Annotated in this window: 17 protein-coding genes; 14 read left to right on the top strand and 3 right to left on the bottom strand. The window is 70.0% G+C overall.

Annotation, left to right across the window (positions count from 1 at the left end):
- Positions 1 to 42 precede the first annotated feature (42 nt).
- From thiL to QZ709_RS20755, 3 genes are read left to right on the top strand one after another with little or no spacing between them, the layout of a single operon-like run.
- Complete coding sequence (gene thiL / locus QZ709_RS20765; RefSeq protein WP_294639539.1) at positions 43 to 1,032, top strand: thiamine-phosphate kinase; 990 nt, start codon at positions 43 to 45, stop codon at positions 1,030 to 1,032.
- 1 nt (position 1,033) lies between these two features.
- Entirely contained in the window at positions 1,034 to 1,639 is a 606-nt protein-coding gene (locus QZ709_RS20760) for a phosphatidylglycerophosphatase A (RefSeq protein WP_294639450.1), read from the top strand.
- 13 nt (positions 1,640 to 1,652) lie between these two features.
- On the top strand, positions 1,653 to 2,144 hold the full coding sequence (locus QZ709_RS20755) for a CinA family protein (protein ID WP_294639449.1): 492 nt from the start codon (positions 1,653 to 1,655) through the stop codon (positions 2,142 to 2,144).
- Positions 2,145 to 2,175: 31 nt separating this feature from the next.
- Here QZ709_RS20755 and QZ709_RS20750 read toward each other — a convergent pair whose 3' ends face one another.
- The gene (locus QZ709_RS20750) at positions 2,176 to 2,544 is read right to left on the bottom strand and encodes a phage holin family protein (RefSeq protein WP_294639448.1); all 369 of its coding nucleotides are present in this window, start codon (positions 2,542 to 2,544) and stop codon (positions 2,176 to 2,178) included.
- A 142-nt stretch (positions 2,545 to 2,686) separates the two neighbouring features.
- Between QZ709_RS20750 and QZ709_RS20745 the strand changes: the two genes are divergently transcribed.
- The 9 genes from QZ709_RS20745 to infA all read left to right on the top strand — a co-directional run bounded on the left by QZ709_RS20745 (position 2,687) and on the right by infA (position 13,371).
- Positions 2,687 to 3,832, top strand: coding sequence for a GGDEF domain-containing protein (locus tag QZ709_RS20745; RefSeq protein ID WP_294639447.1), 1,146 nt, complete (start codon positions 2,687 to 2,689; stop codon positions 3,830 to 3,832).
- On the top strand, positions 3,829 to 5,013 hold the full coding sequence (locus tag QZ709_RS20740) for a GGDEF domain-containing protein (RefSeq protein ID WP_294639446.1): 1,185 nt from the start codon (positions 3,829 to 3,831) through the stop codon (positions 5,011 to 5,013). Before QZ709_RS20745 ends, QZ709_RS20740 begins: the two co-directional genes overlap by 4 nt.
- A 258-nt stretch (positions 5,014 to 5,271) precedes the next feature.
- The gene (locus QZ709_RS20735) at positions 5,272 to 8,514 is read left to right on the top strand and encodes a response regulator (RefSeq protein ID WP_294639445.1); all 3,243 of its coding nucleotides are present in this window, start codon (positions 5,272 to 5,274) and stop codon (positions 8,512 to 8,514) included.
- The gene (locus QZ709_RS20730; protein WP_294639444.1) at positions 8,511 to 9,620 is read left to right on the top strand and encodes a two-component system response regulator; all 1,110 of its coding nucleotides are present in this window, start codon (positions 8,511 to 8,513) and stop codon (positions 9,618 to 9,620) included. The genes QZ709_RS20735 and QZ709_RS20730 overlap by 4 nt, the downstream gene beginning before the upstream one ends.
- The gene (locus QZ709_RS20725; protein WP_294639443.1) at positions 9,610 to 10,908 is read left to right on the top strand and encodes a hypothetical protein; all 1,299 of its coding nucleotides are present in this window, start codon (positions 9,610 to 9,612) and stop codon (positions 10,906 to 10,908) included. Before QZ709_RS20730 ends, QZ709_RS20725 begins: the two co-directional genes overlap by 11 nt.
- A 13-nt stretch (positions 10,909 to 10,921) precedes the next feature.
- Entirely contained in the window at positions 10,922 to 11,356 is a 435-nt protein-coding gene (locus QZ709_RS20720; protein WP_294639442.1) for a hypothetical protein, read from the top strand.
- Between the two features lie 47 nt (positions 11,357 to 11,403).
- A complete protein-coding gene (locus QZ709_RS20715) occupies positions 11,404 to 11,727 on the top strand; it encodes a hypothetical protein (RefSeq protein ID WP_294639441.1) in 324 nt (107 codons plus the stop codon).
- Positions 11,728 to 11,786: 59 nt separating this feature from the next.
- Positions 11,787 to 12,965 (top strand): hypothetical protein, encoded by a 1,179-nt coding sequence (locus tag QZ709_RS20710; protein WP_294639440.1) that lies wholly within the window; start codon positions 11,787 to 11,789, stop codon positions 12,963 to 12,965.
- Positions 12,966 to 13,113: 148 nt separating this feature from the next.
- On the top strand, positions 13,114 to 13,371 hold the full coding sequence (gene infA, locus QZ709_RS20705; protein ID WP_294639439.1) for a translation initiation factor IF-1: 258 nt from the start codon (positions 13,114 to 13,116) through the stop codon (positions 13,369 to 13,371).
- Between the two features lie 9 nt (positions 13,372 to 13,380).
- Here the strand turns inward: infA and QZ709_RS20700 are convergent, their stop codons facing one another.
- Positions 13,381 to 14,322, bottom strand: coding sequence for a LysR family transcriptional regulator (locus QZ709_RS20700; protein ID WP_294639438.1), 942 nt, complete (start codon positions 14,320 to 14,322; stop codon positions 13,381 to 13,383).
- 114 nt (positions 14,323 to 14,436) lie between these two features.
- Here QZ709_RS20700 and QZ709_RS20695 point away from each other — a divergent pair, with 114 nt between their 5' ends.
- Together QZ709_RS20695 and QZ709_RS20690 are read left to right on the top strand one after the other, a co-directional pair.
- Complete coding sequence (locus tag QZ709_RS20695) at positions 14,437 to 15,231, top strand: sulfite exporter TauE/SafE family protein (RefSeq protein WP_294639437.1); 795 nt, start codon at positions 14,437 to 14,439, stop codon at positions 15,229 to 15,231.
- Positions 15,232 to 15,305: 74 nt separating this feature from the next.
- The gene (locus QZ709_RS20690) at positions 15,306 to 16,349 is read left to right on the top strand and encodes an RNA methyltransferase (RefSeq protein WP_294639436.1); all 1,044 of its coding nucleotides are present in this window, start codon (positions 15,306 to 15,308) and stop codon (positions 16,347 to 16,349) included.
- Positions 16,350 to 16,353: 4 nt separating this feature from the next.
- Here the strand turns inward: QZ709_RS20690 and glpK are convergent, their stop codons facing one another.
- Entirely contained in the window at positions 16,354 to 17,841 is a 1,488-nt protein-coding gene (gene glpK, locus QZ709_RS20685; RefSeq protein WP_294639435.1) for a glycerol kinase GlpK, read from the bottom strand.
- Positions 17,842 to 17,848 lie beyond the last annotated feature (7 nt).

Genomic DNA, 17,848 nt, shown 5'->3' with positions numbered 1-17,848 from the left:
TGACGGATGACCGTTCGGGCGCGCGACAATGCCGGCATGAGCCTGGGTGAATTCGAACTGATCGAGTCCTTCTTCTGGCGCCGGCCCGGTCAGGGGCCGCGTCGCGCCGTGGTGGGCAATGGCGATGACTGCGCGGTGATTGCGCCCGCGCCGGGCATGCAGCTGGCAGTGTCGACCGACACGATGGTGGAGGGGCGGCACTTCCTGTCGACGGTGGACCCGGCCCGGCTGGGCCACAAGGCGCTGGCCGTGAACCTGTCCGACCTCGCGGCCTGCGGCGCGCAGCCGCTGGCCTTCACGCTGGCCCTGACGCTGCCGCGTGTGGACGAGGCCTGGCTGTCCGCACTGGCTCGCGGCCTGCTCGACCTGGCCGATGAGCACGAGTGCGAGCTCATCGGTGGCGACACCACCGCTGGCCCCTTGAGCATCGGCATCACGGTGATGGGCGAGGTGCCACCGGGGCAGGCCCTGCTGCGCAGCGGCGCGCAGCCCGGCGACGACCTGTGGGTCAGCGGGCACCCGGGCGAGGCCCGGCTGGCGCTGGAGGCATTTCGCGGCACCCTGCATCCGGGCCTGAGTGGCGAGGCCTTCGAGGCCACCCGACTGGCCATGGAGGCGCCGGACCCGCGCGTGGCGCTGGGCCTGGGCCTGCGCGGGGTGGCCACCGCCGCGATCGACATCTCGGACGGCCTGCTGGGCGACCTGGGCCACATTCTGCGACGCAGCCGGGTGGGCGCCACCGTGGCGCTGGACGCCCTGCCCGTGAGCCCGTGGCTGGCCAGCCGGTCCGTGGCCGAGCAACAGGACTGCATCCTGGCGGGCGGCGACGACTACGAATTGCTGTTCACCGCACCTGCGGCGCAGCGTCCTGCCGTGGCCGCGCTGGCGGACAGCCTGGGGCTGCTGCTCAGCCGCATCGGCCGCATCGAAGCCGACCCGGGCCTGCGGGTGAGGTCCACCGGGCTGGACGAAGTCCAGGCGGGCCCCCTGGTGCCCAACCGCTGGGTGTCTTTCGATCATTTCCGGGGCTGACATGATCAGGACCGAGACGCACACCGACACGCCAGCGGCGCAGGCCGGGCCCCGTCGCGCCACCGTGGGGCTGCTGCTCACCCATCCGGCGCATTGGATTGCGCTGGGCGCGGGCAGCGGGCTCAGCCCCGTGGCCCCTGGTACCGTGGGCACGCTGTGGGGGTGGCTGGTGTTCGTGCTCGTCGACCTCATCCTCGGCACGGGCTGGCACGCCGACCTGACCTGGGCCGGCATCCTGGCAGCCGGGTGGCTGGTGGGGTGGTGGGCGTGCACCCGCACGGCCCAGCGCCTGGGGGTGGCCGACCCGGGCGCCATTGTTTGGGACGAAATCTGGGCGATCTGGCTGGTGCTCTGGATCATCGACACGCCGGACTGGCGCGGTCAGGCCCTGGCCGTGGCCGCCTTCCGCTTTTTCGACGCGGCCAAGCCCGGGCCTGTAGGCTGGGCCGATCGGCTGTTCAAGCTGCGTCCCGGTCAGCCCATCGGATGGGCTCAGGGGCTGGGCATCATGTTCGACGATCTGGTGGCCGCGGGCTGCACCCTGCTGTTGCTGGCGCTGGCCGTGGTGGCCCGCCAGGGTGGGGTGTCGGCCGGGCTGCTGAGCTGAAAGGAGACGCACGATGGATACGCTTGAAGCCTTGCCGCTGGTGGGCGATGTGGCCGCCCGCTTGTGCGCGCGCGGCTGGCGCCTGGCCACGGCCGAGTCCTGCACCGGTGGCCTGATTGCCGCGGCCTGCACCGAACGGGCGGGGTCCAGCGACTGGTTCGAACGCGGCGTGGTGAGCTACAGCAATGTGGCCAAGATCGAGCTGCTGGGGGTACCCGCTGCCCTGATCGACACCCATGGCGCCGTGAGCGAACCGGTGGCGCTGGCCATGGCGCAGGGCCTGCTCGAGCGTGCGGGGGCCGACATCACGGTGGCGGTCACCGGTGTGGCCGGCCCGTCCGGGGGCAGCGCGCACAAGCCGGTGGGCACCGTGTGGTTCGCGTGGGCCACGGCCGCAGGGGCCCACGCCGAATGCCGGGTGTTCCCGGGGGATCGCAGCGCGGTGCGCGAAGCCACGGTGCGCCACGCGCTGGCCGGCGTGCTGGCCCGCAGCGTGCCGCTCTGACGGGCAGGGGCGCCGGTTTCAGGCGCCGACGTCAGGCGCGCGGAGCGCCACCGCGGCTGAACACCCGTTCCAGTGCCAGGTCGATCACCAGGCCCCAGATGCTGTACAGGATCGATCCCAGCAGCGCGCCGCCGAAGCCCGAGACCTGAAAACCTTCGAGCAGGCCGGAGGCCATCTGGAAGGTCAGCGCATTGATGACGAACAGAAACAGCCCCAGCGTCATCAGCGTGACAGGCAGGGTGAGGATGACCAGCAAAGGCCGCACGACCGCGTTGAGCAGTCCAATGACGAAGGCCGCGATGAGGGCGGCGCCAAAGCTGCGTACCGACAAGCCGATGTCCCACTGCGTGAGCAGGACGAGGGCACAGGCCAGCAGCAGCCAGCGAGCGATCAGTTTCATGCCGCTCAGCATAGCGGAGTTGGGGCGTTTCCTCGCTCGCAAGAGGGAGGTCCATCCCTGGGGTTGGGTCAAGACATCGGCGCGCCGAAGTGTCAAACTTTGACTGGAGGTCCGGGTGCACCGGACCGGGAGTACCGGATTCATGCGCGCCTCGCTGGAGCGCCTGCTCGCCAGCACGACCCCCGCTCGGCGGGTGCTGCTGGCCGTGGGGGCTTCCGTGCCCTTTTTCCTGATGCTGGTGATCGTGCACCGCACCGCCGCGGCCGATCCGGCGCTGGTCGGTGCCCTGGATGCAGACCTGGTGCGGGCCACCCAGTGGCCCCTGTTGCTGGCCTGTGCTGTGAACGTGCTGGTGGGCGCATGGGTCTGGCCCTCGCGCGATGCCACAACCCCGTGTGTCTGGCCGACGCGGGTCGTCTGTCTGACCGTGGGGATCACCTATACCCTGGTCACCGTGCTGTACGGACCGTACACCGCGCCGTCCAGCATCGTCCTCATCGGTGTCCTCATGGTGGGGGTGTTGCTGTTCGAGCCTGGCCCTCTGCGCGTGGTGGCCCTGGCCTGCACGCTCGGGCTGGCGGCCTACGACCTGGGCGTGCTGGCCGGTTGGTGGCGTTATGCCCCCGCGTTGCGGCCCGCCTTGTTCGATGACCCGACCGCCATGGCCAGCTGGCTGGGGTGGCGGACCTTCGTGCTGGTGTGCGGCGGGGTGGTGCTGATGGCGCTGGGCGGCTTGCTGTTCGCCCGGCTCGATGCGGTGCACCAGCAGCTCGATGCGCTGTCGCACACCGATCCGTTGACCGGGCTGGCCAACCGGCGTCGTTTGATGGAGGCCCTGGAGGCCGAGGTGGCCCGGCGCAACCGCACCGGTCAGGCCTTCTGCCTGGTGCTGGTGGACGCCGACCATTTCAAGCAGGTCAATGACACCTGGGGCCACCTGCAAGGCGATGCGGTGCTGTGTGCCCTGGGGCGGGTGCTCATGGCCGGGGTGCGCAGCCCCACCGACCTGGCAGCGCGCATCGGCGGGGAGGAGTTTGCGCTGCTTCTGCCCGACACCGACCTGGACGAGGCCGAAGCGGTGTGTGCTCGCCTGCGGGCCACCGTGGCCCGACAGCGCTTCGGAGACCCACTGGCGCCGTTCGCCCTGACGGTCAGCATGGGCGGCGCCGTCTGCGCGGCCGGTGACGCCCGCCAGGCCCTGCGCGAGGCCGACCAGCAGCTCTATCTTGCCAAGGCCCTGGGCCGCGACCGGGTGTGCCTGCGCCGGCTTCGGGAGGCATCGACATGAGGCAGGCCTGGCAGACGCTGTCGGCACGGGTCGCACGGGGACTGGTGCGGCGTCAGGACGCCCGTGGGGTCGTGTTGTTCGCGCTGGGTGTCTGGCCGCAACTGGCCGTGCTGTGGTGGGCGCAGTCGGCTGCCCTGCTGGGATGGGCAGGGGCCGACGCCTTTCACCGCCCGGTCCTGATCGGCGTGCACCTGGCCCTGTCTGCCCTGCTGGCGTGGCAAGGCTTGCAGGTGGGGCGGGCCTGGCCCTTGCGCACGGTAGCCCCGCCGCCCGGCCTGGTCGCGAAGATGCTGGTGCCCAGCCTGGTGGGCTCGGCGCTGCTCACGGTGACCTACGGGCCGACCGACACGCCGATGCCGATGGTATTCATGGCGCAGCTGGTGCTCGCCCGTGCGCTGTTCAGCTGGGCACAGATGCGGCTGGCCACCGTGCTGGCCCTGTCGTGCCTGGCCGGCGGGGTGCTCGCCGTCTGGGCCGGGCTGGCCGTGCCCCTGCTGGCCGGGCCCGTCTATGCAGGGGGTGCGATGAACCCGTGGTGGACCGGGTGGACCCGCATCGTGTTTGCCGCGGCCTGGCTGCCTTATATGGCGATGATGCTGTTTTATGCCGAGGTGCTGCAGCGGCGGCAGCGTGAGCTCGAGACGCTGGGCCGGACCGACGCCCTCACCGGGTTGCTCAACCGCCGGGCATTCATGGAGCGCCTGGCGCGAGAGGCCCATCGGCAGGCCCGCAGCGGCCGCCCGCTGACCCTGGTGATGTTCGACATCGACCATTTCAAGTGCGTCAACGACCGCCACGGCCACCCGGCCGGCGACGAAGTGCTGGCCGCCTTTGCCCGCATCCTGAAGGCCTGCACCCGTGACCGCGTGGATGCCGCCGGGCGTTGGGGCGGCGAGGAGTTCGTGCTGCTGCTGCCAGAAACCGATCTGATGGGGGCCGAGCGAGTGGCAAGCAAGGTGTGCGCAGCGCTGCGGCACGCGTCCTTCGAGGCGGACGAGCGTGCGTTCCGCGTCACGGCCAGCGCGGGCGTGTCCCAGGTGGAGCAGGGCCTGGTGGATGCCGCCCTGCCCGCCGCAGACCGCTGCCTGTACGACGCCAAACGGTCCGGACGTGACCGGGTCCGGGGCGGGGTGTCCACCGAGGTTCCAGGGGGTACCAATGACCGACCGGATCCCGCGTGAACGCGTCCTTGCGTGCCCGCGCAGAAAGGCGTGGGGCAGCCCCCTCGCATCGGGGGCGGCTTGTGTGACATATGGCCGATCAATGCCCTGTATTCCGGACGAGCGGACACGGCGCGAACGCGCACAATCCGAAGTGATGAAATCCCGCCCCGATCGAGGCGTGCCTGCCTGTCATGCCGATTCGTCCTGCCGCCGTCCGTCCTTGCGTGGCGGTGAGACGGCGTGGGCGGCTGCCCGGGCCGTCGAAGGGGCGCGGCCATGAAGCTGCAGACCGTCTCCCGCTGGTTCTTCGTCGCCGTGATGGTCGGCCTGCTGGCCAACGTCAGCTTTCTGCTGTTGATCCGCGGCGCGTACCAGTCCAACGAGGCCGCCATCGAGCGCCGCGCCGAAACCCTGCGCGTCGTCACCGCCTTGCGGCACGAGACCGAACTGCTGGGGCGCCTGGTGCGCTCGTACGCCGCCACGGGCAACCCGCGCTACCTGCTGTACTACTACGACATCCTGGCCATCCGCGAGGGCAGCAAGCCGGGCCCGGACACCGACAACCCCCAGCTCTACTGGGATGACGTCATTGCCGGCCGGCGCGGCCACGCGCTGCCGGAAGGGCAGCAGGGCGTGTCGCTGATCGACCGGATGCGCGCCCTCGATTTCAGCGCCACCGAACTGGCGGCCATGAACCAGGTGGTATCGGCCACCGAGCGGCTCAAGAAAAGCGAGCAAGAGGCCTTTGCGGCTGCCCAGGGGCTGTTCGACCGCGAGAAGCAGGCCTACGTGTCCGAAGGCGCCCCGGACCTGCCCTATGCCAGCGAGCTGGTCCATTCACCCCGTTATGAGGCCCAGACCGCTGACCTGGCTCAGGCGGTCGGTGAGCTGGGACGGGCGACCGACGAGCGCACCTCGCGCGAACGACGGGAAGCGTCGGCCCACCTTCAGCGTTTCATCGGCTACGCCCTGGTGCTGGACCTCATCATGGTCCCGGCCCTGGTCTTTGCTCTGTATGTCCTGCGCACCCGTCTGCTCAATCCCATCGAGCGCCTGGGGGGCGTCGCCGGCCTGATCGCCCAGGGGGACTATGCCGCGCGCACGGGTGACCGTAGCCGCTGGGTCGAGGAGCTTGACACGCTCGGCCATGCACTCAACGGCATGGCGCAGGCCGTCGAGGACGACCTGGCGCGGCGGGCCCGCATCCAGGAAGAACTCAGGGCTGCACGCGACCAGGCCGAAAGCGCGACGCGGGCCAAGTCCATGTTCCTGGCCAACATGAGCCACGAAATCCGCACGCCGATGAACGCCATCCTCGGGATGACGCACCTGGCGCTGCAGACCGACCTCGACGAGCAGCAGCGCGACTACCTCAACAAGGTGCGGGCCGCGTCGGACACGCTGCTGGGCGTCATCAACGACATCCTCGACTTCTCCAAGATCGAGGCCGGCAAGCTGGAGCTCGAATCGGCCCCGATGCGCCTGGAAGACGTGGTGGGCCACACGCTGATGCTGCTGCGCCAGCGTGCCCAGGAAAAGGAACTGGAGCTGCTGTGCGAGTTCGGCAGCCAGGGCCTGCTCAACGAGGCCGGGTGCGTCTATGGCGATGCCCTGCGCCTCGGACAGGTGTTGACCAACCTGGTGTCCAACGCCGTGAAGTTCACCCACCACGGCCACGTCAAGCTGGGCGTCTACGTCGTGGCGCAGGAGGGCGCCCAGCTGAGCCTGCGCTTCGATGTCAGCGACACCGGCATCGGCATGAACGACGAGCAGCTCAGCCGGCTGTTCGAGGAGTTCACCCAGGCCGACGGCTCCACCACCCGCCGCTATGGCGGCACCGGCCTGGGGCTGAGCATCACGCGGAGGCTGGTGACGCTGATGGGCGGCACGATCAAGGTGACCAGCGAGGTGGGCAAGGGCTCGTGCTTCACGGTGATCCTGCCGATGCGCATGGCGCCGATGCCGCAGCTGGCACTGGCCGGCATGCCGGTTTCGCGCCTGCGCGTGCTCGTGGTCGACGACCAGGCCGAGACCCGCCTGACGCTGCGCAGTCTGCTGCGCTCGCTCGACGTGGGCAGCGAACCGCCCGGCGGCATCGACGTGGCCGAGGACGGCACGCAGGCGCTGGCCGCCGTGCAGGCTGCGCTGGCGGAAGACCACCCCTACGACCTGGTCCTGCTGGATTGGGTCATGCCCGGCATGGACGGCAAGGCCGTGATGGCGGAGCTGCGGCGCATGGCCCCGCGGCTGGAGATCGTGGTGGCCTCGGCCTACGGCCTCGACAGCCTGCGCATTTCGGCCATGCAGGCCGGTGCCAGCGGCTTCCTGAACAAGCCCATCCTGCCCGAGGGCCTGCGCGCCATGCTGGCTCGCTTGCTGGGCGTCAGCATGCCGGAGCACAGCCGCCCGGGCGCGCCCCACGAGGGGCTGCGGCTGGACGGCCTGCGGGTGCTGCTGGCCGAAGACAACCTGCTCAACCAGCAACTGGCCATCGAACTGCTGGCCCGCCGGGGCGCCCGTGTGGCGGTGGCCAGCAACGGGTGCGAGGCCCTGGAGCGCCTGCGCCAGGCCGGTGTCGACGGCTTCGATGTCGTCCTGATGGACCTGCAGATGCCGGTGATGGACGGCTACGAGGCCACCCGCGAGATCCGGGCCGACGTAGCGCTGTCCCGCCTGCCCATCATCGCGCTGACGGCGCATGCCATGCAGGAAGAGCGTGACCGCTGCCTGGCGCTCGGCATGGTCGGCCACCTCACCAAGCCGCTGGACCCGGGCCTGCTGTACGAGACGCTGGCGCCCTATGTGCCCGTGCCCGTGACCGGCGCCCCCACCGGTTTCGGCTCGCTGCAGGAAACGGTGCACATGCCACTCGGGAATCCCGCGGTCGGACCTGCTGCCCAGGCCCTGCCCCAGATCGACGGGCTGCACGCCGAGCTGGCGCTGGCCCGCTTCGAGGGCGACATCGGCTTCTACAACCGCACGCTGCGCAGCTTCCTGCTGCACGCACGCCACCTGCCCGACATCCTGCGTGCCGCCCAGCAGGAGCGCGCCTGGGACGACCTGGCCCGCGAGGCCCACACCCTCAAGGGGCTGGCCGGCACCATCGGGCACGATGGCCTGGCCCTGCATACCACCATGCTGGAGCTGGCTGCGCAGTCACCGGACGCGGCGGACAACGCCCCGCCGGCACTCGACGCCGTGGTGTCCGAGATCCAGCGCCTGCTGCCGGCCCTCCGTGCCCATCTCGATGCCAGCAGCGCCCCGCCGCCGGCCGCACCGCAGCAGCCACCCGCCCACGCACCGCAGCCCCGCGATCTGGCCCTGGCCGAGGAACTGCGCCGCCTGGCCGCCGAAAGCGACAGCGAGGCCCTGGCCCTGTGGCAACGACACCGCAACGACTTTGTGAACTGGCTGCCCCCGCTGACGGCAGCCCGCCTGGCATCGGCCCTGGAACGCTGTGATTTCGACTCGGCGTTCGGCCTGCTCAGCGACCTGGATGATTCGGCCCGAACGCCATGACCAGCACCCTGCCTTCTTCTCCTCAGGCCACCGTGCTCGTCGTGGACGACGCCCCGGCCAACCTCAGCCTGCTTGCCGGGCTGCTCAACCGCCATTACCGCGTCAAGCTGGCGGCCTCGGGTGCCAAGGCGCTCGAGATCGCCCGGCGTGACCGGCCCGACCTCATCCTGCTGGACGTGATGATGCCGGAGATGGACGGCTACGAAGTCTGCCGCCGCTTGAAGGCCGACCCGACCACGGCCGTCATCCCCGTGCTGTTCCTCACGGCCATGAGCCAGGTCGAGGACGAGACCAAGGGCTTCGAGGTCGGCGCGGCCGACTTCATCCACAAGCCGGTCAGCCCCCCGGTGGTGCAGGCGCGCGTGCGCACCCATTTGCAGATCAAGGCCTACCAGGACGAGCTCATCGACCGTGCCGAATGGCTCGAGCGCGAACTGGCGCGGCGCCTGAGCCAGGTGGACCAGCTGCGCGAGGCCACGCTGCACGTGATGATCTCGTTCGCCGAGTTCCGGGACGAGGAAACCGGCCACCACGTCAAGCGCACACAGGAGTACGTGCGCACGCTGGCGAAGTACTTCTACGAGCAGGGACGTCATCTTGACGTGCTCACACCCGAGACCATCGACCACATTGCCCGTTCAGCCCCTTTGCACGACGTGGGCAAGGTCGCCATCCCCGACCACATCCTGCTCAAGCCCGGCAAGCACACCGAGGAGGAGCGCACCATCATGCGCTCGCATGCCGTGCATGGCTGGGAGATGCTGCGCCGCGCGGCCGAACGGCTGGGCGAGGACGCCGACTTCCTGACCTACGGCATGCAGATCGCGCGCTCCCACCACGAGCGCTGGGACGGCACCGGCTACCCGGACGGCCTGAAGGGCGAGCAGATCCCGCTGGCCGCCCGCCTGATGGCCGTGGCCGACGTGTACGACGCGCTGATCAGCCGCCGCCCCTACAAGATCCCGTTCTCGCACGAGGAAGCCGTCCACCTGATCGACGAGGGGGTCGGGACCCATTTCGACCCGGAGGTCGTGGCGGCTTTCCATGCGACGATCGACCAGTTCCAGTCCATTGCCCACACCTGGCGTGACCACGATGTCGACTGACCTGCCAGTTTCGTTCCCCCCCGTGCGCGCCTGCGGCGCTGCGGCCTTGTTCCTGGCGTGTGCCCTGTCGGCTGCGCCGGCCCATGCACAGCAGCTCGACTGGCGCCTGTCCGGGTTCGGGACCGCGGGCTGGGCCCGGACCGACCAGTCCTACGACTTCCAGCGCTTTCTGTCGGAGTCGGGCTCGCTCAAGCGGGACTCGGTGCTCGGCGGGCAGCTCGACCTCCAGATCGCCCCGACCTGGTCGGCCACGGTGCAGCTGACCGTGGCGCCCTCCCTGAAGGACGACCACGGCGTGCAGCGCACACCCACCTGGGCCTTCGTGTCCTGGCGGCCCGACAACGACTGGTTGCTGCGCCTGGGCAAGCAGCGCCTGCCGCTGTTCCTGAACACCGAGAACCGCGACGTCGGCCAGACCTACGACCTGCTGCGCCTGCCCGCCGAGGTCTACGGCATCGCGCCCAGCACCGACATGACGGGGCTGTCGGTCTCGCGGACGTGGTTGCAGCCGGCCGGGGAATGGTCGCTGGACGCCTACGTCGGGGCCGACAACCTCAGTGTGCGCTACCACACCCGGGACACCGGGGCCGATTTCATCCGCGTGCGCACCTCGGTGGTGGGGGCGGCGCTGACCCTGAAGCTGGACGGTGCCCACACCTTCCGTACCAGCCTGTACCGCGCGCAGACCCGGCGGCGGGACGGGCAGCCCCTGGAGCGCCGCTATCCGCTGGTCGATTCGCCCTTCGGCAGCTACTACCAGGTCAGCGACCTGCTGCCCGGCCCCGGCGTGGAGACCACGCCGTCCATCGTCAACCACGTCGTGACCTTTGGTGCCGACCTGCAGCTGACGCCGAACTGGCGCCTGGTCAGCGAGGTGGCGCGCAGCTTCCAGCACCGCACCGACCTGGGCGCCGACACCCTCGGGGCCTACGCGGCGCTGCTGTACCGTGCCGACCGCTTCACGCCCTATGTGCTGCTGTCGCGCCTCAAGAGCACCGGCGACTCGTGGCGCAACGCGATGGCACTCGAGGCATCGGCCCAGGCGGCGCCCTTGCCGGAGCTCGCCGTCGCCCAGCGCGCGGCCGCCGACAGCATTCCGGTGTACGACCAGAACTCGGTGGCGCTGGGCCTGTCGTACGCCGTGTCGCCGCAGAGCCGGCTCAAGGGCGAATGGATGCGCACCCGCATCGGCCGGCGATCGGCCATGGTCGACAGTCCGGCGGGGGGGCCCCCGGTCTCCCATGACCTGATCAACACGCTGTCGATCAGTTACAGCTTCGTGTTCTGACGGGGAGGCCACCATGTTCCGCTTCCCTCGCTGCCTCCTCATGGTGCTGCGCACGCTGGTGTTGACGCTCGGCCTCGGATCGGCGGTGCTTGCACACGCCGGCGTCGTCGTCATCGCACACCCGAACGTGCGCAAGCTCGACCTGCAGACCGTCCAGCGCATCTACACCGGCCGCGTGATCGAGGTCGACGGTGTGCCCGTCGTGCCCCTGCACGCGCCGGCCGGACACGCCCTGCGTCAGCGCTTCCTGGCCGACTACCTGCAGCAGACCGAAGACGGCTACACCGCCTACTGGACGGTGCGCCGTTACGTCGGCAAGGGGGTGCCCCCGCGCGAGGTGTGGCCGCTGCCCGACCTGCTGCTGGCGGTGGCCAACATCCCGGGGGCGATTGCCTATGTGGACGAGGCCGACGTGCCGGCTGGCGCCCACATCGTCCTGCGCCGCTGAGCGCGTGCCGCATACACAGGCCGACCGCTTCGCGCTAGCATGCCACCATGGTTGCCGGTATGTCGTCGTGGATCGCTCTGGCTGTCGCGCTCGTGTGCGGCGTGCTGCTCGTTCGCCTGTTGCTCGGGCCTGCACGGCGTGCCCGCTTCGACCGTTTCTGGCGTGACCGCGTCGGCCTCGCCGGATGGCGTCGGGCCCGGGGGGCTGTGCACGGTGTGCGGCGCCTGGTGCGGCGCCGTGCCGACCAGCAGGCCGCGGCCAAGGCCGCCGAAGAGGTGATCAACCGTGCGCGCCGTGCCCGTCCCCGGGTCGACAAGGCGGGCAACGTCTACACCCCCCATTCGTTCAAGGGGCCCCGCAAGCCGCACTGAGGGTGGAATTAGCCATCCGGCCAATGGTGTGATGGGGACGGCAGTGCGACAGTTTCGGGATGTCCACCGACTCCCACGAGCCTGCACCGGCCCGATTCTGGGCTGACACCAACGTTGTCACCGAATTGGCCGAGCCCGTGTCCGCCCGCGGCCGCACCGTGCCAGCCGACATCGGAGAACCGGTGGGGCGGCACGTGCGCGAGCTCTTCGTCTCGTGCGATCCGGCGCAAGCCCTGCGCATGCAGCTGGAGCAGAGCTCACTGCGCTACATGGCCATCGCCGACCTGGGCGGCGGACGCGCCCGCCGGGGGCTGCTCGACATCTCCCGGGCGTCCGGCTGGCCCGTGCAGCGGCTGGTGGTTCGGCGCCAAGGCTACGGCGATACCCTCGCCACGCTGTTCTTCCTCGACAGCCCCACGCAGGATGGCGGCGCGGTACGGGTCTTCTGTGCCGACGTGGATGCTGGCGCCGACGAGGCGACGCGCATTCAGCTCGGCCTGATGCTGATGGCGCGGGCCGAGCTGGTGGCGCTGCTGGTGCCGGACCAGTCGGCCTCGCTGCGAGCCCAGGCCACCGACACGCTGCGCAACGAGATCCACCGCCAGCGCACTGGCTGGCTGTGCCGCAACCTGATCTTCATGCCGGCAAGGACCTCGCCGGATTTCGTCAACGAGATCACCCGTTTTCGCGCCGAAACCGGCATCCCGGCCCGGATGGCCCCCGCCGTGCGGCGGGCCGATCAGCTCTGGATCTACCTGGGCTCCACCTGGAACCAGATGCAGGACAGGATGGCCGCGGGGCAGCGCCTGATCCTGCGCACGCTGGCCCTGGTGGCACCGCCCCCGGCCGCCGCCGAGCGGCCGGACAGCCTGGTGGTGAACGACACCGAGTTGCTGGCACAGCGCTGCGTGCACCACCTGCTGCGCCAGCCGGGCGTGCAGCGCGTGTGCCTGTTCAACCTGCAGAGCCAGGTCGTGGTGGCCCACAGCGGCACCCCGGAGGAGGCCCAGGCGATGGCCGCTCAGGGGCGCGCACTGCTGCAGGCCATGGGGCGGGCGGGCGAGGTCATGGCGCTGGGCCACGCCCTGGTGGAGGCCAGCTTCACCTTGACGGAGCACCGGGTACAGCTCCGCGGCATGGCGCTCCTGCCCGGCTGCGTCATGCACGTCATCCTGACGCGCAATGCCCCGGCCCTGGGGCCCCTGCCGGGTCGCGCTCAGCTCGAAGCGGGCGTCTGAGCATCTCGGCGCCGGAGGTGCGTCGGCTGGAGGCTGGACGGGGTGTGGCCGCCATGCTACACTCGAAGGTTTCTTTCGTTGTCTTGCCTGATGCTTTGGCCGCGGCCGTCGCCGTTGCGTCTGTCGGGCGTCCAACCGGTTCCATTCCATGGCCAAAGAAGAACTGATCGAAATGAACGGCGTCGTTGACGAAGTCCTGCCCGACTCTCGTTTTCGCGTCACCCTGGACAACGGACACCAGCTGGTGGCCTACACGTCCGGCAAGATGAAGAAGCATCACATCCGCATCCTGGCGGGTGACAAGGTGTCGCTCGAACTTTCGCCGTACGACCTGACCAAGGGCCGCATCACCTTCCGCCACATCGAGCGCAGCGGCAACTACGCGCCGGCCCCGCGCCGCAACTGACCCCCGCGGTCACCAGCTGGCCGCCTGCTGCGGCGAGTCGGGGCGATAGGCCGCGAAGCGGTCTGCCAGAAAGTCCAGAAACACCCGCACGGTGGCCGAGAGATGGTGCCGCTGCGGGTAGATGGCATGGATGTCGGCCGAAGGGTCCGACCATGCCGGCAGCACGCGCTGCAGCGCCCCTGATCGCAGGTAGGGCGCCACATCCCATTCCGAACGCAACAGGATGCCGTGGCCGGCCAGGCCCCAGTCCACGGCGATCTCGCCATGGTTGCTGGCCAGGGCGCCCCGCACCTTCACCGTGTCCTGCTGGCGTCCGTCCGACAGGTGCCAGGTGTTGTACGCCGCATTGTTTTCCCGGATGACGATGCACTGGTGCCGCGCCAGATCACGTGGATGCGCTGGCGTGCCGTGGGCGGCCAGATAGGCCGGTGCGGCGCACAGCAGGCGCCGGTTGGCCGCGATCTGCCGTGCCAGCACGCGCGCATCGGGCGGCACGCCGAAGCGGATGCCGATGTCCATCGCATGGGCCGTGAGGTCCAGCGGCCGGTCGGTCAGCTCCAGGATCACCTCGACGGCTGGGTGCTGTCGCACGAAGTCGGACACCGCCGGGCCCAGATGGCGGCGGCCGAAGCCGAAGGTGGCGTTGATGCGCAGCAGACCCCGCGGCGCGTCGCGGCTGGCGCCCAGGGCGCGTTCCAGCTGCTCGATCTCGCGCAGCAAGCGCCCACCTTCTTCCAGATAACGCTCGCCCTGCGGCGTGAGGCTCAGCCGCCGTGTGGTGCGGTTGAGCAGCCGCACGCCCAGGCGGTGTTCCAGCGCGGCCAGCCGGCGGCTCACGGCCGGCGCCGACAGGCCGAGCTCGGGTGCGGCGGCGGCCAGGCTGGGGTGCCGTGCCAGCGTGGTGAAGAAGGCCAGGTCGGCCTGGGTGGACTGGGAGGTGGACGAGGGCATCGGCAGGCGGTCGGGCAAGGAACACGCGGGGCAGCCACATTCTTGCACTGAACGCACGAATCAAATGAATAGGCCGCCATTGATGCGGAGGAGGCTGCCAATCATCATGACGGCATGCTGTTTCCTGCCGACCTGCTCGCCTTCCTGCCCGCGCTGCTGCTGGGCGCCCTGATGGGTTTCTTCGGGGGGCTGTTCGGCATCGGGGGCGGCATCATCGCCATCCCGCTGCTGGTGCTGGGCTATGGCATGGACCAGGCCCTGGCGCAGGGCACGGCACTGGTCATGATGGTGCCCAACCTGCTGGTGGGCTGGTGGCGCTACAGCCGCCTGTATCCGGTGCCGCTGCCCCGCGCGCTGGGCATCGGGCTGTGCGCCACGGCCACCACCTGGCTCGTGGCCCAGGTGGCCATCGGCCTGCCTTCGGCGCTGCTGCGCACGGTGTTCAGCGTCTTCCTGATGCTGCTGGCCTGGCGGCTGCTGTGGCAGCTGCGGGCCCGCCAGCGTGCCGCCGCGCAAGGCCGGCCCGACGAGGCCACCCCCCGCGTGCCCGAACGTTACATCCCGCTGGTCGGCATGGTGGGGGGCTCGAGCATGGGCCTGCTCGGCATCGGCGGCGGGCTGGTCGCCACCCCGATCCTCACCGGCGTGTTCGCACAGCGTCAGACGGTGGCGCAGAGCCTGTCGCTGGCGCTGGTCGCGCCCAGTTCCATCATCGCGCTGCTGAGCTACGCGCAGGCCCACCGGGTTGACTGGCACATGGGGCTGCCGCTGGCCGCCAGCGGCATGCTGACGGTGTCGGCCGGCGTGGCGCTGGCGCACCGCCTGCCCGAGCAGCGCATGAGGACGCTGTTCGCGTGGATGCTGCTTGTCACGGGGGGCTGGCTGTTGTTGGGCCTGCTCTGGCACTGAAGGCCGGCGCACCTCGGCGCATGACAGCCCGCGCCCGCAGCGCCTACACTGCCGGCCTGCCTTTTCCCTGATCCATGCGCATCGAGACCCTCCGCCAGCGCCTGCGCGAGCACGGCGCCCGTCCCCTTCACGAGCAGCGCGTGCTGCGCCTGTGGGCGCAGGCCCTGCCGCAGGACCACGGCCGCCGCAAGCCCGAGGACTTTCTGCCCGAGGCCGTGCGGAGCATGTTGCCGGCTTTCACCGCCGAGCTGGCCGGCCTGGCGCGGCTGAAATCCGAGCACCCCGGTGAAGACGGTTCGGCGCGCCTGCTGGTCGAGCTGGCCGATGGCCAGACCGTGGAAAGCGTGCTGCTGCCGCGTGATGGCCTGTGCGTGTCGACCCAGGTGGGGTGCGCCGTGGGATGCGTGTTCTGCATGACCGGCAAGGAAGGCCTGGTGCGCCAGGTCACCAGTGGCGAGATCGTGGCCCAGGTGGCGCTGGCCCGCACGCGTCGCCCGGTCAAGAAGGTCGTGTTCATGGGCATGGGTGAGCCCTCGCACAACCTCGAGAACGTGCTGGAAGCCATCGACCTGCTGGGCACCGTCGGCAACATCGGCCACAAGAACCTGGTCTTCTCGACCGTGGGCGATCACCGGGTGTTCGAGCAGCTGCCGCGCGGCCGCGTCAAGCCGGCGCTGGCGCTGTCGCTGCACACGACCAAGCCCGATCTGCGCGCCGAGCTGCTGCCCCGTGCCCCCCGCATGGACCCGGCTGAACTCGTCGAGCTTGGCGAGGCTTATGCGCGGGCCACCGGCTACCCGATCCAGTACCAGTGGACGCTGCTGGACGGCATCAACGACGGGCCCGATGAGATCGAGGGCATCGTGCGCCTGCTCAAGGGCAAGTACGCGCTGATGAACATGATCCCGTACAACAGCGTGCCCGAGCTGCCCTACCAGCGCCCGTCATGGGAGAAGGCCGCCGAGATCGCGCGCACCCTGCACCGTGCCGGCGTGCTGACCAAGCTGCGTCACTCGGCCGGCCAGGACGTGGACGGCGGCTGTGGCCAGCTGCGGGCGCGGGCTGCGCTGCCGAAGGCCCAGCGCGTGGCGTTGCACCTGCAGCGGCGCGAAGCCTGAGTGCTCAGGGCGCCACGGTCTGGCGCACCGCGTGCTCCCACTGCGCCATGCGGCGCTCGGCTTCTTCGCGCGACAGCGTCGGCAGAAAACGCCGGTCGACCTGCCACTGGGCTTCCAGCTCCGCCAGGTCCTTGTAGACACCCGTATGCAGACCAGCCAGGTAGGCGGCGCCCAGGGCGGTCGTTTCGATCACCTTGGGTCGCACCACCGGGATGCCCAGCAGATCGGCCTGGATCTGCATCAGCAGGTTGTTGACGCAGGCGCCACCGTCGACCCGCAGCTCGCTGACCGGCGCCCCGCCGCGTGCGACCGCGTCTCGGCTCATGGCCTGCAGCAGGGCCGCGCTCTGGAAGGCAATGCTTTCCAGCGCCGCGCGGGCAATGTGGGCCACGGTCGAGCCGCGGGTCAGCCCGACGATGGCACCGCGCGTGTCGGCATTCCAGTAGGGTGCGCCCAGGCCTGTGAAGGCGGGCACGAAGACCACGCCGCCCGCATCGGGCACGCTCTCTGCCAGCTGCTGCACCTCGCTTGAGGCCTGGATGGCGCGCAGGCCGTCGCGCAGCCACTGGACGACCGCGCCGCCAATGAACACGCTGCCTTCGTTGGCATAGGCCGGCGTCGGTCCCGGTTGCGCGGCGGCCGTGGTGATGAGGCCGTTGGTACTGGCCTGGGCCTGTTCGCCCGTGTGCATCAGCATGAAGCAGCCCGTGCCATAGGTGTTCTTGGCCAGCCCGGCCTTGAAACAGGCCTGGCCGAACAGCGCGCTCTGCTGGTCGCCAGCGATGCCGCCGATCGTCAGCTCGCCCCCCAGCGCAGTGGTATCGCCGAAGTGCGCCGACGAGGGGCGCACCTCGGGCATCATGGCCCGCGGGATGCCGAACAGGGCCAGCAGTTCATCGTCCCATTGCTGCGTGTGGATGTTGAACAGCATGGTGCGCGCCGCGTTGCTCACGTCGGTGGCGTGCACCCGGCCCTCGGTCAGCTGCCACACCAGCCAGGTGTCGACCGTGCCGAAGGCCAGTTCGCCGCGCACCGCCGCGGCGCGCGCCCCATCGACATGGTCCAGGATCCACTTCAGCTTGGTGGCTGAAAAGTACGCGTCGATGCGCAGCCCGGTCAGGGCCTGAACCCGCTCGCCGTGGCCCTGTGCCCGCAGCTCGGCGCAGACGGGTTCGGCGCGCCGGTCTTGCCACACGATGGCGTTGTAGATCTGCTCACCCGTGCGGCGGTTCCACACCACCGTGGTTTCGCGCTGGTTGGTGATGCCGATGGCGCGGATGGCTGCAGCCGTCACGCCGGCCTTGTGCAACACCTCGCGCGCGGTGTCGAGCTGGGTGGACCACAGCTCGCGCGGATCGTGTTCGACCCAGCCGGGCTGAGGATAGATCTGGCGGAACTCGCGCTGTGCCATCGCCGCGATCGATCCATCCGTGCGGAAGACGATGCTGCGTGAGCTGGATGTGCCCTGGTCCAGGGCCAGCAGATAGGTCATGGTGTGC

Source organism: uncultured Aquabacterium sp. (genome assembly GCF_913773725.1).
Taxonomy (GTDB): Bacteria; Pseudomonadota; Gammaproteobacteria; order Burkholderiales; family Burkholderiaceae_C; genus Aquabacterium.
The sequence above is the reverse complement of the archived record's forward strand: the minus strand, read 5'-3'. Positions and strand labels throughout refer to the sequence as shown.

Bases quoted from the DNA above. Each gene is read 5' to 3' on its own strand.
- QZ709_RS20760 (WP_294639450.1), top strand. From the start codon at position 1,034: ATGATCAGGACCGAGACGCACACCGACACGCCAGCGGCGCAGGCCGGG.
- QZ709_RS20755 (WP_294639449.1), top strand. From the start codon at position 1,653: ATGGATACGCTTGAAGCCTTGCCGCTGGTGGGCGATGTGGCCGCCCGC.
- QZ709_RS20750 (WP_294639448.1), bottom strand. From the start codon at position 2,544: ATGAAACTGATCGCTCGCTGGCTGCTGCTGGCCTGTGCCCTCGTCCTG.
- QZ709_RS20745 (WP_294639447.1), top strand. From the start codon at position 2,687: ATGCGCGCCTCGCTGGAGCGCCTGCTCGCCAGCACGACCCCCGCTCGG.
- QZ709_RS20740 (WP_294639446.1), top strand. From the start codon at position 3,829: ATGAGGCAGGCCTGGCAGACGCTGTCGGCACGGGTCGCACGGGGACTG.
- QZ709_RS20735 (WP_294639445.1), top strand. From the start codon at position 5,272: ATGAAGCTGCAGACCGTCTCCCGCTGGTTCTTCGTCGCCGTGATGGTC.
- QZ709_RS20730 (WP_294639444.1), top strand. From the start codon at position 8,511: ATGACCAGCACCCTGCCTTCTTCTCCTCAGGCCACCGTGCTCGTCGTG.
- QZ709_RS20725 (WP_294639443.1), top strand. From the start codon at position 9,610: ATGTCGACTGACCTGCCAGTTTCGTTCCCCCCCGTGCGCGCCTGCGGC.
- QZ709_RS20720 (WP_294639442.1), top strand. From the start codon at position 10,922: ATGTTCCGCTTCCCTCGCTGCCTCCTCATGGTGCTGCGCACGCTGGTG.
- QZ709_RS20715 (WP_294639441.1), top strand. From the start codon at position 11,404: ATGGTTGCCGGTATGTCGTCGTGGATCGCTCTGGCTGTCGCGCTCGTG.
- QZ709_RS20710 (WP_294639440.1), top strand. From the start codon at position 11,787: ATGTCCACCGACTCCCACGAGCCTGCACCGGCCCGATTCTGGGCTGAC.
- infA (WP_294639439.1), top strand. From the start codon at position 13,114: ATGGCCAAAGAAGAACTGATCGAAATGAACGGCGTCGTTGACGAAGTC.
- QZ709_RS20700 (WP_294639438.1), bottom strand. From the start codon at position 14,322: ATGCCCTCGTCCACCTCCCAGTCCACCCAGGCCGACCTGGCCTTCTTC.
- QZ709_RS20695 (WP_294639437.1), top strand. From the start codon at position 14,437: ATGCTGTTTCCTGCCGACCTGCTCGCCTTCCTGCCCGCGCTGCTGCTG.
- QZ709_RS20690 (WP_294639436.1), top strand. From the start codon at position 15,306: ATGCGCATCGAGACCCTCCGCCAGCGCCTGCGCGAGCACGGCGCCCGT.
- glpK (WP_294639435.1), bottom strand. From the start codon at position 17,841: ATGACCTATCTGCTGGCCCTGGACCAGGGCACATCCAGCTCACGCAGC.